The 14,151-nt window shown below is 66.4% G+C and carries 15 protein-coding genes; 6 read left to right on the forward strand and 9 right to left on the reverse strand.

All coding sequences use genetic code 11. From position 1 onward, the window contains the following. A partial coding sequence (locus RH857_RS07285) for an IS30 family transposase (protein WP_310537316.1) occupies positions 1-924 on the forward strand: 924 nt, incomplete at its 5' end. Between the two features lie 14 nt (positions 925-938). On the opposite strand, the gene phnE is transcribed toward RH857_RS07285, so the two are convergent. The 6 genes from phnE to fbaA form a co-directional block, all read right to left on the reverse strand. Further along, on the reverse strand, positions 939-2,270 hold the full coding sequence (gene phnE, locus RH857_RS07290) for a phosphonate ABC transporter, permease protein PhnE (RefSeq protein WP_310537317.1): 1,332 nt from the start codon (positions 2,268-2,270) through the stop codon (positions 939-941). Continuing rightward, entirely contained in the window at positions 2,267-3,196 is a 930-nt protein-coding gene (locus RH857_RS07295; RefSeq protein WP_310537318.1) for a PhnE/PtxC family ABC transporter permease, read from the reverse strand. The genes phnE and RH857_RS07295 overlap by 4 nt, the downstream gene beginning before the upstream one ends. A gap of 142 nt (positions 3,197-3,338) precedes the next feature. Beyond that, the gene (gene phnC, locus RH857_RS07300) at positions 3,339-4,199 is read right to left on the reverse strand and encodes a phosphonate ABC transporter ATP-binding protein (protein WP_310537319.1); all 861 of its coding nucleotides are present in this window, start codon (positions 4,197-4,199) and stop codon (positions 3,339-3,341) included. A gap of 114 nt (positions 4,200-4,313) precedes the next feature. After that, on the reverse strand, positions 4,314-5,447 hold the full coding sequence (locus RH857_RS07305) for a PhnD/SsuA/transferrin family substrate-binding protein (RefSeq protein WP_310537320.1): 1,134 nt from the start codon (positions 5,445-5,447) through the stop codon (positions 4,314-4,316). Positions 5,448-5,623: 176 nt separating this feature from the next. Continuing rightward, positions 5,624-6,469, reverse strand: coding sequence for an HAD family hydrolase (locus RH857_RS07310; protein ID WP_310537321.1), 846 nt, complete (start codon positions 6,467-6,469; stop codon positions 5,624-5,626). A 4-nt stretch (positions 6,470-6,473) separates the two neighbouring features. Continuing rightward, a complete protein-coding gene (fbaA, locus tag RH857_RS07315) occupies positions 6,474-7,496 on the reverse strand; it encodes a class II fructose-bisphosphate aldolase (RefSeq protein WP_310537322.1) in 1,023 nt (340 codons plus the stop codon). A gap of 254 nt (positions 7,497-7,750) precedes the next feature. Between fbaA and RH857_RS07320 the strand changes: the two genes are divergently transcribed. Then, positions 7,751-8,599 carry a Cof-type HAD-IIB family hydrolase gene (locus tag RH857_RS07320; protein WP_310537323.1) on the forward strand — a complete coding sequence of 283 codons (849 nt, stop codon included), beginning with the start codon at positions 7,751-7,753 and terminating at the stop codon, positions 8,597-8,599. A 111-nt stretch (positions 8,600-8,710) separates the two neighbouring features. On the opposite strand, the gene RH857_RS07325 is transcribed toward RH857_RS07320, so the two are convergent. Both RH857_RS07325 and RH857_RS07330 read right to left on the reverse strand, forming a co-directional pair. After that, on the reverse strand, positions 8,711-9,022 hold the full coding sequence (locus RH857_RS07325) for an AzlD domain-containing protein (RefSeq protein ID WP_310537324.1): 312 nt from the start codon (positions 9,020-9,022) through the stop codon (positions 8,711-8,713). Beyond that, complete coding sequence (locus RH857_RS07330) at positions 9,019-9,795, reverse strand: AzlC family ABC transporter permease (protein WP_310537383.1); 777 nt, start codon at positions 9,793-9,795, stop codon at positions 9,019-9,021. Before RH857_RS07330 ends, RH857_RS07325 begins: the two co-directional genes overlap by 4 nt. Positions 9,796-9,912: 117 nt before the next feature. On the opposite strand from RH857_RS07330, the gene RH857_RS07335 reads away from it, so the two are divergent. After that, a complete protein-coding gene (locus RH857_RS07335) occupies positions 9,913-10,365 on the forward strand; it encodes an Lrp/AsnC family transcriptional regulator (protein WP_310537325.1) in 453 nt (150 codons plus the stop codon). 42 nt (positions 10,366-10,407) lie between these two features. On the opposite strand, the gene RH857_RS07340 is transcribed toward RH857_RS07335, so the two are convergent. Next, positions 10,408-11,205, reverse strand: a complete 798-nt coding sequence (locus RH857_RS07340) for a methyltransferase domain-containing protein (protein ID WP_310537326.1) — start codon at positions 11,203-11,205, stop codon at positions 10,408-10,410. A gap of 138 nt (positions 11,206-11,343) precedes the next feature. On the opposite strand from RH857_RS07340, the gene RH857_RS07345 reads away from it, so the two are divergent. The 3 genes from RH857_RS07345 to RH857_RS07355 are packed head-to-tail and all read left to right on the forward strand — an operon-like array spanning position 11,344 to position 13,953. Beyond that, positions 11,344-12,801 (forward strand): SDR family oxidoreductase, encoded by a 1,458-nt coding sequence (locus RH857_RS07345; RefSeq protein ID WP_310537327.1) that lies wholly within the window; start codon positions 11,344-11,346, stop codon positions 12,799-12,801. Next, complete coding sequence (locus RH857_RS07350; RefSeq protein WP_310537328.1) at positions 12,798-13,247, forward strand: pyrimidine dimer DNA glycosylase/endonuclease V; 450 nt, start codon at positions 12,798-12,800, stop codon at positions 13,245-13,247. The genes RH857_RS07345 and RH857_RS07350 overlap by 4 nt, the downstream gene beginning before the upstream one ends. A gap of 49 nt (positions 13,248-13,296) precedes the next feature. Next, positions 13,297-13,953 carry a glutamate racemase gene (locus RH857_RS07355; RefSeq protein ID WP_310537329.1) on the forward strand — a complete coding sequence of 219 codons (657 nt, stop codon included), beginning with the start codon at positions 13,297-13,299 and terminating at the stop codon, positions 13,951-13,953. Positions 13,954-14,151 lie beyond the last annotated feature (198 nt).

Consider the following 14,151-nt stretch of genomic DNA (forward strand, 5'->3'; position numbering starts at 1 on the left):
CAGAACGCCGCTTACACCCCCTACCGAGACCCGGCCCTACACGGGGTTGAGTTGACCCCACCGCAGTACCGGGCAGCCCGGGCACAGCGCAAAGCCGAGACCCGGGCAGCACGATCACACCAGCGGACCAGGCTGGCCACCGATGAGGCAATCACTTACCTGATGAGCAAGTTGCGTGATGGATGGACCCCCGAAATGATCGCCGGACGGTCCAATATCGAGTTCCCCGACTCCCCAGCTATGCACATGTGCGCTGAGACGATCTACCGGTTCATCTACACACCGCAGAACCGGCACCGCCGCCTCCATGAATACCTGCCCAGAGGGCATAAGAAACGCCGGAGACACCACGGGCGGAAGGTCCATTCCACCCGTATCCCGCACCGGGTCTCGATCCACCACCGCCCCGCAGAGGTCAATGCCCGCAGTGTGTTCGGCCACTGGGAAGGCGACAGCGTCCTGGGCACCAAAAGCGCCGGCGACGGGGTCCATACTGAGGTCGAACGACACACCCGGCTACTGCTGGCTACCAAAGTCTCCGCACTGAGCTCAGCAGAGGGCGTTAAGGCCCAGAAGCGGCTCTTCGGGCCCCTGCCTGCCCACGCCAGGGTCTCGACCACCATGGACAACGGCACCGAGTTCCACCTGCACACCGAACTGGTCTCCGACTACGGGATGGACACCTACTTCGCTGATCCCTACTCGTCCTGGCAACGCGGCACCAACGAACACCACAACGGCCGGCTACGTCGCTACTTCCCCAAAGGCACCGACTTCACCCAGATCAGCGAAGCAGAACTCCAAGCCGCGGTCACCGAGATCAACAACCAGCCCCGCAAATGCCTCGGCTGGTTCACACCCGCAGAAGCCTTCAACGAACACCTACAATCAGAACAGACCAATCAGTGTTGCACCTCAAAATAAAATTCGGGCGCGAGCTAGCGTGCTGCGGTGACTTCGGCGCGAGCCTGGTTGGGGCTGGGGCCGTCGCTGCCGGTCAGCGGGTCCTCCCCGGAGCCGCGGGTGCCGTCGTCGCCCTTATCTGAGGAGGCTCGGACCTTGGCGCCGTGGATGACCCGGTGGCGGATCCAGGCGGAGATCTGGTCAATGACCATGGTCACCGCGATGATCACCACCAGGGCAATGCCCATCTCCTGCCAGCGACCGTTGTCGAACAGGCGCTTGAGCAGGGTGCCGATGCCGCCCACACCCAGCACACCGAGGATGGCGGAGGCGCGGATGTTCACCTCAAAGCGGTAGAGCCAGATCGCGATGACCTCGGGCATGACCTGCGGCAGCACCGCCCAGCGGATGACCTGAACCTGCGAGGCACCGGAGGCGCGGGCCGATTCCAGCGGTCCGTCGTCTACTCCTTCGATGGCCTCTGAGATGAGCTTGGAGAGGGTGCCGATGGAGCTGACGCCCAGCGCCATGGCACCGGCCATGGCACCGCCGATGTGCCCGATGCCGAAGATCGGGACCATCAGCAGTACCGCAAAGACGATCTCAGGCACGGCCCGGAAGAAGGCGAGGATCAGCCGGGCCACGCCGTAAACGGCTGTGGGCGACATGTTGCGGGCAGCGAGGAACCCCATCGGCAGCGAGAACATGGCCCCCACCACGGTGCCGATCCACGCGATCGCCACCGACTGGAACATGTACTCGAAGGCGTTGGCCCATTGCTCCCGCACCTCGTCGGTGAGGGGCTGGAAGAGCCCGTCAAGCATGTACCCGGTGTATTGGCGGAAGTTGCCGGGGATGGCCTCCATGGAACCCAGGTCGGCGCCCGTGCGAGCGAAGGCCCCCAGGAAGAGTGCACCGATCAGAATCAGGCCCAGGTCTAGCCCCAGCTTGGAGGGCTCCACGGGTCGTCTGTCCAGTGCGTCGGGGGCGTAGCGCAGACTGGGCTGTGCCCTGGACGCCGCCCCAGGCACCTCACGTGTCTCTCCTCGGAGTCGCTGCGCAACGCGGAAGGCGTTGGCCGCCGCCGCGGCCGTCAGGACCACTGCACCCAGCAGACACAGCAAGGAGAACCAGTAGGCGGGCATCTCCGTGGTCTGAGTATGGGGTCCCATCCAGAGCGCATTCGCCGCTACGGAGTACTGGGCCAACGCGCCGGCCCACAAAGCCAGCGCCCACAGCAGAATGCGGACGCCGACGGCCCGCTGTTTCAGCAGCAGCTGTCCCAAACCTGGGATCACCAGGGAGGCCAGGCCGTAGAGGGCTGGGGACTGCGGCGCGGTGCCCGGCGGGTTCTCTGCGGTGCTCACAGCAGCTTCCTCCGAATGGTCAGGGAAAGCAGGTCCACCAGCAGCACCACCACGACCAGCGCGATCATCAGCGCAGAGAGGTTGGCGTAGCCGTGGGAAAGACGTGCCCACTCATTGCCGATCTCCTGACCGACGCCGGCGATGCCCACCAAGCCCAGCGCAGCAGAAGCACGGATGTTCAGCTCGAAGACGTAGAGGCCGTAGGAAACGAAGCCCGGCATGATCTGGGGCAGTACGGCCACGCGGTTGCGCTGAATGAGGTTGGCCCCGGCCGCGTCGGCCGCCTCCAGAGGACCGCGTTGAACGGCGTCAATGGTCTCGCCCGTGAGCTTGGCCATGATGCCGATGTTGAAAAGCAGCAGCGTCAGCACGCCGGCCAAAGCGCCCATACCGAATGCCGTGCCGCCGATGAAGGCGAGGAAGAGATAGGCATACCCGACGTCGGGAATGGCGCGGACCACGGAGTTGATGGCTTTGACGATCTGGGAGGTGACCTTGTTGGGGCTGGAGACCGGGGAGGCCAGCAGGGCGAACCCGAGGCCGAGCAGACATCCCAGCACCGTGGCGACGATGGCCATGGCGATGGTGATGACCCAGACGTCCCAGACTCCGAGCAGGTAGCTCCAATTGGGGCTGAGGAACTGCTGGTAGATGGGCATGGCCCTCTGCAGACCATCCCCGAAGAGGGGCGTAAGGTCGAAGCCGATGTTCCGGCCGGCCCACCAGGAGACCAGGACGAATCCGACAATTCCCGCGGCCGACAGCGCCGAGGCACGCACTCGCCACGCCAGAGCCACGGCAACGACCAGCAGCACCGCACCGACCAACGGCCACAGCGGGGCATAAAGATAGCTGGACCCGCCCAGCGGAACCCACACAATCGTGTCGGACTCGTTGGTGGTCCAGAAGTAGATCAGACCAAGCATGGCTGCCCCTGAGACGGCAGCATAGGAACGGATTCCGGGCCGCGGCGGGGCAGGACGGCGGCTCTGACCCGCCCTGTCGGTGCCCGGCTTCATCGGTGAGCTGGTGGACGCTGCGCCGGTAGTTTCTGCGGCGGCACCCATGTCAGAGGGTCCGTTCCTTCTCATCCGGGTGAGGAGAATTCGTTTCGGCACCGGGTCCCGCAGGAGTCTCCGGCAGAGACTCGAGGCTTACCGGCACATCGACAGAAGCCACATCCTCTGCCGTGAGGGAGCGCTGATAGACCTCCTCGATGACGGCGTCGGTCGCCTCCTCCACGGGACCGTCGAAGACGACCTCACCAGCGCGCATCCCGATGATGCGGTCGGCGTAGCTGCGCGCCAGGTCCAGGTGGTGCATGTTGACGATTGTGGTGATGCCCAGCTCCTGCTGAATGCGCCGCATGTCCCGCATCACCTGGTGCGCCGTGGGCGGATCCAGGGAGGCGACCGGCTCGTCCGCGAGGATGACCTCCGGGTCCTGCGCGAGCACACGCGCGATGGCCACGCGCTGTTGCTGACCGCCCGAGAGGGCTGAAGCACGGTTATAGGCCTTGTCTACGATCCCGACCCGCTCCAGGGACTGGAATGCGATCTCCTTGTCCTCGGCGCGGTACCAGCCGAGGACCGAGCGCCACGTGGGGGTCATGGAGGAACGACCCACCAGCACGTTGTTGAGCACGGAGATGCGGTTGACCAGGTTGAAGGACTGAAAGATCATGCCGACGCGCGCCCGCAGCCGACGCAGCTTCGACCTGCTGCGCGGATCCACCACCGTGTCTCCCACGGTCAGGGTCCCCGAGGTGTAGGGCACCAGGCCGTTGATGGTGCGAATCAGGGTGGACTTTCCCGCGCCGGAGAGCCCGACGATGGCGACGAACTCGCCCTTGGCGATCTTCAGATCGACGTTCTTCAGCCCCTTGAACCCATTGGGGTACACCACGTCAACGTTCTCGAAAGTAATCATGTCGGATGGTTCCGCTCCACTGCGCCGGGGCGCGGGGCCGGAGTCCTGCGACTCCGAGCCCGCGCCCCGGTCTGCAGCGGCTGCGGTGGTCCTCTCAGTCAGCGAAGGCGAGGATCACTCGTCACCGAAGTTGTGGTACACGGTGCGTGCGTCTTCCAGAGCGCCGGTGTCAGCAGGCACCAGACCCTCAATCTCGTAGACATCATAGAGCGGATCGCCTGCGCTGAGCTCGCCGTCACCTGCCATGGCGAGGAAGGCCTCGGTGATGGCCTCAACTTCCTCGTCAGTGAAGTCACCGGAGACGGCGATTCCGTCGTTCGGGATGTTCTCAGACCAAGCGAAGACCACGACTTCCTCGCCGACATCGGCGATGCCGTCCTCGTTCACCAGGTTGCGGCGCGCATCGTCGAAGCTGGTGCCGATGCTGATGGAGCCGTTGTAGACGTTCTGCACGGACTGCGGGTGACCGCCGGCGAACTGACCGTCGAAGTCCTCCACGCCGAGCTCCAGCAGCTGGGTGGCGGGGTAGTAGTAACCGGATGCGGAGCCGGGCTGCACGAAGGAGATGGTGGTGCCGTCCTCGATCAGCTCAAGAGCTTCGGCGCCCACCGGGCCGCCGTCGGCGGAGTCGGTGCCGTTGCAGAAGAGCATGGTGACGGTCTCACCCTCAAGGGCACCGTCCTCCTCAGACTCGTACTCGACCTCAACGGGCTCGTCGAGGCAGTAGGTGTCAGGATCGTTGGTGAACCACTGGGTGACGTAGGTATCGACACCGCGGCGGATGGACTGCAGCACGGGCACCGCGCCGGCCTCCTCCTCGGCCTGCATCAGCACGATGGGGCCGAACATGCCGATGTGTGCCTGGCCGGTCTGCATAGCGACGACGAGGCCGGTGTAGTCATCAGCAACGAAGGTCTCCACCGGGTGTCCGCCGAGCTGCTCGGAGAGCTGGTCACCCAGGACCTCGGCGTCATCGACCATGGTGTCAGCTTCCTGCGCGGGAACCAGGCCCAGGATCAGCGGGTCGTCCCCGAGGGTCTCCAAGTCGATCGTGGACGGGGCGATGCCGCCCTCTTCGCCGCCGTCAGCGTCTCCGCCGTTGGTCTCACCGCCGGTGGTATCGGTCTCGGAGGTGTCCTCATCCTCGGCGTCCCCGGCGCCGGCGTCCTCCGCGTCGCCCACACAGCCAACGAGAGTCAGGGTCAGGACGCTGGCCAGCGCGAACGCAGACTTAGTCTTCATATGCATGTGGAACTTCCTTAAGTTCAATCAAGATGCAGGTGCGTGATGTGTTGGACTCCTCACAGAAGCCGCTGAAATTACTCTAGGGTTGTTGATAAATGAGCACCAAGCTCCGAGGCCCCAGTTCGCCAATCCGTCACCCAGAGTTAACGTGCGGTTCCCTCAAGCCGCTGACCTGGGGCTCAGAGGCGGGCGTCGCTGCTGGAAGCCCAGTGGGCGATGAGCGGAGCGGCCTCGGCGAAGTCCTTCACGCGGCGGGTCGGCTGGCCCAGTCCAGTGGAGAAGCGGTCCAGAAGAATGGTCTCGCCGCCGATCTCGGCGACCGGCTGCAGGTCATTGGCCCAGATGTCTCCCACGGAGAGGATCCGGGTGGCGGGGGTCATGGTCGCCTCATCCATGTTCTGAACGCCCACGGCGCGGGCCTGTTCCACAGCGGCGGGCATGCCCAGGGGCTTGCGGGCGCCGTTGATGACGGCGTCGAACGCAGTGGTGAGCCCCAGCGTCTTCAGCCAGGGGTCAAAGGCCTCGCCCGGGGCGTTAGTGATCAGCACGACGACGGCACTCTCGCGCACCTGGTCAAGCAGCGCCTGCAGCCCCTCGGGCGCATGCAGGTCCGTGGCGCCCAGGCCACGGGCGACGATCGCGTGCCGGCCGGCTCGGTAAGCGGCTCCGGCCTCCTCATCGGTGAGTCCGGCCTGGCGGGCCAGCAGCTGCGTCAGCTGGTAGCCGTCCTGCAGCGGCCAGCTGACCGGATGAGCCCTGGACGTGCCGGCCTCGCTGGAGTCTGTGGGTTCGGAGGCACCGCTGACTGCGGTGGGGACGCCGTCGTCGTCGTAGGTGATGGCTTCGACCAGCAGCTGGTCGGTGTGCAGCGCCTCCGTGACGATCTCGACCACCGGGGCCGGCAGCTGATGTGCCAGACCCCGGTGCGCGAGAGCGTGATCAACTTCTGCGGCATAGGCGAGGATCGGGTCCTCGCCGAGGCAGACGGTGCCGTCGAAGTCCAGGAGAAGGAGCTTGTCCCTCACCGGGTTACTTGATGGACTTGCCGGCGGAGCCCAACCACTGGGCAGACTCCACAATGCGGGCTGCCATGGACTCCTCGGCCTTGGCACCCCAGACGCGCGGGTCGTAGGTCTTCTTGTTGCCGACCTCGCCGTCGACCTTCAGCACGCCGTCGTAGTTGGAGAACATGTGGCCGGCCACCGGGCGGGTGAAGGCGTACTGGGTGTCGGTGTCGATGTTCATCTTGATGACACCGAAGCTCACAGCATCGGCGATCTCCTGCTCAGTAGAGCCGGAGCCACCGTGGAAGACCAGATCGAAGGGGTTCTCCTTGCCGTACTTCTCGCCGGTGGCGTCCTGGATCTCCTTGAGGATCTCGGGGCGCAGCTTCACGTTGCCGGGCTTGTAGACGCCGTGGACGTTACCGAAGGTCAGGGCGGTGATGTAGCGGCCCTTCTCGCCGGTGCCCAGGGCTTCGATGGTGGCGATGGCGTCCTCCACAGTGGTGTAGAGCTTCTCGTTGATCTCGTTCTCCACGCCGTCCTCTTCACCGCCGACGGTGCCGATCTCCACTTCGAGGATCTGCTTGGCAGCGGCAGTGCGCTCCAGCAGCTCAGCGGCAATCCGCAGATTCTCCTCCAGCGTCTCTGCGGAGCCGTCCCACATATGGGAGTTGAAGATGGGGTCCCGGCCAGCCTTCACCTCAGCCTCGGAGGCCTCCAGCAGCGGCAGCACAAAGCCGTCCAGCTTGTCCTTGGGGCAGTGATCGGTGTGCAGGGCGATGTTCACGCCGTAGTTCTTGGCGACCTGCTTGGCGAAGGCGGCGAATCCCAGCGAGCCGGCCACCATGTCCTTCACGGAGGCGCCGGACCAGTAGGCGGCGCCGCCGGTGGAGACCTGAATGATGCCGTCAGACTCAGCCTCGGCAAAGCCGCGGATGGCGGCGTTGAGAGTCTGGGAGCTGGTGACGTTCACAGCCGGGTAGGCGTAGCCGCCCGCCTTGGCGGCGTCGATCATCTCGTTGTACTTATCCGGTGTTGCAATAGCCACAGGAGAACTCCTTACAGTTCCGACATCCTTAAAGGGGATAGGCAGCCTCTTTGATGCGTCCGTGAGCCATCCTATCGGTGAGGGCAAGGGCTGCCCACATGCCTTCCGCACGGGGGTGCGGCCTCATTGCTTCTGCAGTTGAGGTCAGCTGAGGCGGCTTTTGCGCGTCCTGGGCCTTCCGTGGTGACTCGAACTGCGCAAGCAATAGCGCCCGGCATCCCGGGGCGCCCGGGGCGGCGGTACAGTGGGGCGCCATGAGCACACAGACCTCCTCCGTCCGCACCAGTCGTCCCCCTTTCGGCCTGCTGCTGGATGTGGACGGACCCATCGCCTCTCCGGTGTCGCGAACTGTGGCGGTGAAGTCGATCGCCCGGGATCTTGCCGCGATGGCTAACCGCGGCGTGCCCGTCATCTTCAACACCGGGCGCTCGGACGCCTTCATTGCCGAGCAGGTGGTTCCGCCCCTGCGCGCAGCCGGGCTGGAGGAGGGCACCCCGGTCTTCACCATCAGCGAGAAGGGCGCGGTCTGGGCCGAGATCACCCGCGAGGGACTGGGTGAGATCTTCGTGGATGACTCCCTGAGCCTGCCCCAAACCCTGCGCGAGGATGTGCGCTCCCTGGTGACCGAGCGCTTCAGCGACCTGATGTTCTTCGACGAGACCAAGCGGGCCATGGTCTCGGTGGAGCAAAACGTGGACGTGGAGAACGCCGACTATCTAGCGGTCCAAGGAGAGTTCGACGACGCCGTCGCTGAGCTTCTGCGCCGCCACGGACTTGCACACATCAGGATCGACCCGACCATCATCTCCACCGACATCGAACACGTGCGGGTGGGCAAAGACCTGGGTGCTGAGCGGAGCCTGAAGCTGCTGGGCGAGCGCTCCGTGACCCCGCAGTCCTGGTACACGATGGGCGATTCCCGCACCGACTATGCGATGGCGGACTGGCTGCACCAGCAGGGGCATACGGTCAGCCACGTGGATGTGCGGCCGGCCGACGGCGTCCCCGAGACTCCGTATCCGGTGCTGGTCTCAGAAACTGAGGCGATCCACGACGACGCCGGCGCCGAGTTCCTCACGCGCTGGGCCTCCCAGCTGGGCTAGCGGGACCGTGGCCATCTGGCGCTGCTGTTTTCGTCGGAATGCCTAGTTATTCCGACGAAAACAACGGCAGTGGATCCCGAGGGATGGCGATGAGTGGGTCGCGGCGATGCCTCAGGCGAAGCCGAGCAGGCGCAGCCCCGCCGCGGCGGCGGCACCCACAATCACCACGAGGATGAACGGTGCGCGCAGCATCAGCGCGATGGCAGCGGCGACCAGTGCTCCCACGCGGGCATCGAAGGTCACTCCGCCCCCGCCGGAGAAGGTGTTCATCGCCACCAGTGCGGCGAGCAGACCGACGGTCATGACCCCGGAGATCCGCAGAACTAGCGGATGCTGCAGCCACGCGGCAGGTACCAGGTAGCCGGCGATCTTCAGGGCGAAGGCTGCTGCGCAGGCCAGCAGCACCCAGGTCCAGACGCTCATGAGCGATCCTCCTTGTGAACAGGGCGGTGCACGGCGTGCCGCTGGGAGGCGGCCTCCGCATCGGGCGCCTCGGCAACCGTTCCCTCGACCCCTGAGGCCTCGGCTGCATGCGCCGGGTTAGCGAGCGGCCGGCTCTGCTCGAGCCTGGCGGAGACCAGCCCCCAGACCACGGCGACGGCGGCTGCCACCAGGATGGGCACGCCGGGTGGCACCAGGGGCAGAGTAAGTGTGGTGACCAGGGCGGCCAGCACCGCCAGGGCCCAGGGCTCCTTGGACTTCAGCCGCGGCCACAGCAGCCCCAGGAACGCGGCGACCACCGCGCCGTCGAGGCCCAGGGCCTCCGGGTTGGCGATGAAGTCACCCAGCAGGGCCCCTATGACGGTGGCAAGCGTCCAGCCGATCCAGATGCCCACGCCCGTGACCCAGAAGCCCCGGCGCTGTTCGGCCGGGTCCTGCTGAGCCGTGGCAGTCGCCATGGATTCATCGATCGTGACCTGAGCAGCAAGCAGCTTCTTGGCCCCGGCGGGGTTGAGCAGGGCATTGAGCTGGACGGCGTAGATGGTGTTCCGCACGCCCAGCAGGGTTGCCCCGCTGAAGGCCGCAGCGCCGGAGCCGCCGGAGGCGAGCACACCGATGAAGGCGAACTGCGAGCCTCCCGTAAACATCAGGGCACTGAGCGCGGTGGTCTGCCAGAAGGTCAGCCCGGAGGCCACGGCGAGCGCGCCGAAGGAGATCCCGTAGAGCGAGACCGCCAGGGAGATCGACAGTCCCATCCGGGTGGCCGGTGTCAGGCGGCGGAGGGCGCCGTCGTCGTTGTGCTTGCTCACAGCGCAATATTAATGAAATATTTGGCGCAGCGTATTGCCTATTTGCCCTGCCTGGAGGCCCTGATGAGCAATGATCATCCGTTAGACGAGCTTGATCGCGCGATCATTGCCGAACTGCAGGAGGATGCGCGGCTGAGTAACACGGAGCTCGCGCGTCGAGTCGGCCTGACGCCGGCTCCGTGCCTGCGCCGCGTCCAGCGCCTGGAGCGCTCCGGGGTGATCGAGGGTTATCACGCCGCCGTCAGCCCCAAAACCGCCGGGCGGGGCTTTGAAGTGATCGTCGCCATCGACATTGCGGTCAACGATGGCACCACCATTGAGGACTTTGAAGCGGCGGCCGTGGACGTTCCGGAGGTGACGGAGGTGCGTCGGATGTTCGGTCAGCCTGACTACTACCTCCGGGTCCAGGTGGCCGACGGCGAAGCCTACGAGGCCCTTGCCGTGGGGACCCTCGCGCGACTTCCTGCGGTCAGCCGGCTGCTCTCTCACCAGACCATGCGGCGACTCAAGGGTTGAGCGGCTCACCAGCAAACGGCCGCGACCAGGACCCCGCTCCGCTTAGGCAGAACCGCCCGAGGGGGCGGAGGGGATAGGGGTACTGGCAGCCCGCCTGAGCCGGACGACGACGTCCTGTAACTCCCGCTGCCCACCGTGGGGCATGGACACCACGCGCGGGGCCTCTTCGGAGAAGACGACCTCCCATGCAGGCGACGGGAAACGAGCGGTGATCGCTGCCGCGGTGGCTGTGGCTTCCACGGGCGGCTCACGGTCCTCCCCCTGGCCGTCGCGAGGGTGACCGCGACCAGTCCCGTGATCGTGGCCGAGGGCTCCACCGTGATGCTGGGCCTCGCCGCGATGCTGGGCCTTGCCGTGATGCTGGGCCTCGCCGTGGGCGAGGTGCCCGACGATGAGCAGCGTGCCCCCGGGCACCACCCACTGGGCGATGTGCTCGTAGAAGTCCAGCTGAGCAATGGTGGGGTGAGCGTAGAAGGTGGTGACCAGGTCAAAGGTCTGCCCCGGGGTGAAGCTGAGGGCGTCGGCCTCCACCCAGTCCGGACGCCTCGACGGCTCGAGCGCCTGGGCGCCCTGGGCGGCGCGGGCCAGCGCTCCGGCGGAGATGTCCACGCCGATGACCCGCCAGTCGTGCGCCGCCAGCCACCGCGCCTCAACTCCGGCGCCGCAGCCCACGTCCAGCACTGCTCCAGGCACCAGGTCCTTCATCCGCTCCAGCACCGGGTGGGCCGGTAGAGCGTTGGTGGAGGCCCAGCGGTCAGGCGGTGACGACACCGGAGCAGGCGGGAGGTCGTCGCGCTGCCAGTGCTGATTCCAGTAATCCCTGTCGAAGGCGTGCTCCATACCCTCCATCCTCCCGCCCACCTAGGGCGCCAGCATGCCGTCATGCCATTCCAGCAACAATCCGGGAAATCCCAGGCGGCGCCGAGGCAGCGCTGTTAACCTCACGCCTGACCAGCGCCGGCGGCGAGAGGACATAGAATGACGACGATCGCTGTGACGGGTGCGACCGGATACATCGGGGGCCGGCTGGTTCCGCGACTGCTGGCAGAGGGCTACACCGTCCGGGTGCTGACCCGACGCGCCGATGCCCTGCGGGACGTGCCCTGGGGTGCGGACGTGGACATCATCGAGGGAGATCTGACCGAGGTTCAGACGGCTGAGCGTCTCTGCTCGGGTGCCGACGTCGTCTACTTCCTGGTGCATTCCATGGCATCGGGCTCCGACTTCGAATCGACTGATGAGCGCTGCGCCCGGGCGGTGGCGCAGGCCGCCGCTGATGCCGAGGTGGGCCGTCTTGTTTACCTGTCAGGACTGCATCCGCAGGGAAAGCTCAGTCAGCATCTGCGCTCTCGCGTGCACGTAGGTGAGATCCTGGAGGGCAGCGGGGTCCCGACGCTGACGCTGCAGGCGGGACTGGTCATCGGCTCCGGGTCCGCCAGCTTCGAGATGATTCGCCACCTCACGGACGTGCTCCCCCTCATGCCCTCACCGCGATGGGTGATGAACAAGATTCAGCCGATCGCTGTGCGTGATGCTCTGCACTACCTGATCCGCGCCGCGGAGGCGCCCCTGAGCCGGAGCCGACGCGTGGACATCGGCGGTCCGGAGGTTCACACCTACGCCGACCTCATGAAGATCTACGCCAAGGAGGCTCACCTGCGTGAGCCCACGGTCGTGCCGCTTCCCTTGCTGACTCCACGCCTGGCCGCCCAGTGGGTCAACCTTGTCACGCCCATTCCCCGAAGTCTGGCCATCCCCCTGGTCGAGTCCCTCCAGAACGACTGCGTGGTTCAGGACCATTCCGTCGACGAGCTCATTGCTCCTCCACCGGAGGGTCTGACCAGCTACGCCCGCGCGGTCAGTCTGGCCCTGGAGAAGATCTCCGCCGACGGAGTGGAGACCACGTGGGCGGCCTCCCACCCGGTCTCCGTCCCTTCGGAGCCGCTGCCTTCAGACCCCGACTGGTCAGGAAGAGCGGTCCTGGTGGACGAACGCGTCAAACACACGACCGCCGCACCGGCTGCCGTCTTCGACGTGATCAGCAGCATCGGTGGAGAGAAGGGCTACTTCTCCCTCTCCCGAGCATGGCGGCTGCGCGGTCTGGCCGACAAAGTAGTAGGCGGAGTGGGGTTGGGCCGCGGACGACGTCGTCGCACCGGCCTCGCCCTCGGGGACACTCTGGATTGGTGGCGGGTGGAGACGCTGGAGCAGAACAGCCTGTTGCGCCTGAGAGCGGAGATGAAGGTCCCGGGCCAGGCGTGGCTGGAGTTCCGGGTGGAGCCGGAGGACGACGGCACCCGCTATGCCCAGCGGGCCATCTTCTTCCCCGCGGGCTTGAGCGGCAGACTCTACTGGCTGGCGCTGATTCCCTTCCACGCCGTGATCTTCCGCCGGATGGCCACGCGCGTGACCTCTGAGGCGGAGGCTTCGCGGTGAGGCTCTGGTCCCTGCATCCCCGCACCCTGGACCGGCAGGGGCTCGTGGCCTGCTGGCGCGAATCCCTTCTGGCCCAGGTAGTCCTGCTGGGACGCACGCGCGGCTACACCCGGCATCCTCAGCTCGAACGCTTCCGCCAGCATCCGGAACCGGCCGGGGCGCTGGCCGCCTACCTCTGGGGTCTGCACGAGGAGAGCGCAGTCCGCGGATATCGCTTCGACGCCGGGCGCATCGCTTCAGCTCACCCCAGCGACAACCCCGGCCTGCCGCCCGCGCCGATCTCCGTCACCGACGGGCAGCTTCGGTTCGAGTGGGCCCACCTGCAGAGCAAACTCGCCCTGCGCTCCCCCGAGCAGCACAGTCCGGGACCCGCACCGCAGGTCCCGCCGGCCCATCCCCTCTTCCGTGTCGTCGTCGGGGACATCGCCCCGTGGGAGCGCCCTTAGCCCCGCGCGGGACTCTTTCCTTCAGGGGTATGGGCTACCGTATCTCTCCATGAAGATCGGGGTGTTCGATTCCGGAGTCGGCGGCGCCGCGGTGGCCGCGACCCTCCGCCAGCTCATTCCAGAGGCCGAGGTCATCACCGCAGATGACCACAGGAACGTGCCCTACGGCAGCCGCACGGACCAGGAGGTCTACCGGCTGACCCGGGCAGCCATCCAGCCGCTGCTGGAACAGGGGTGCGAGGTGATCGTGCTGGCCTGCAACACCGCGACCGCCGCGGCGATCGACCAGCTGCGCAGCGACTACCCACAGACCCCGTTCGTAGGGCTGGAGCCCATGGTCAAGCCCGCCTCCGCGATGACCCGCACGGGCGCCGTCGTCGTCTGCGCCACCGAGGCCACGCTGCGCAGCGAGCGTTACCGGCGGCTCAAGGAGACCTGGGCCGAGGGCGTGACGGTGCTGGAGCCGGACTGCTCCGAGTGGGCCTCCGCGATCCAGGCCGGGGGTTCGGCCAGCGTGGACCTGGAACCGCTGCGGGAGATGGTGCGTGAGCACGGGGCTGACGTCGTCGTGCTGGCGTGTACCCACTATCACTGGCTGAAGCTGCGCGTGGAGGAAACCTTGGGTGAGCACGTGGCGGTGCTGGAGCCCTCCGATGCCGTGGCCTCCCAGATTCTGCGGGTGCTGGGCGCCGACCTGCCCTCCTGAACGCCGCCAACGGGTTTCATCATCCCTGGCGGCCATACGACCACCCTCGACACCCGCCGTTGTTTCACCGGCCCCCTCTCAGGCCATCTCAGTGAAACATCTGCGGGCCTTGACGCAGACCAGAGGGCTCACGCCCCGGTGTTGTTCCACGCCGGCCTGCCATTGCCCTTCCCCGCCCGACGCCGGGTGCACACCCCC

This window comes from Nesterenkonia flava (assembly GCF_031432335.1).
In the GTDB taxonomy this organism is placed as follows: Bacteria; Actinomycetota; Actinomycetes; order Actinomycetales; family Micrococcaceae; genus Nesterenkonia; species Nesterenkonia flava.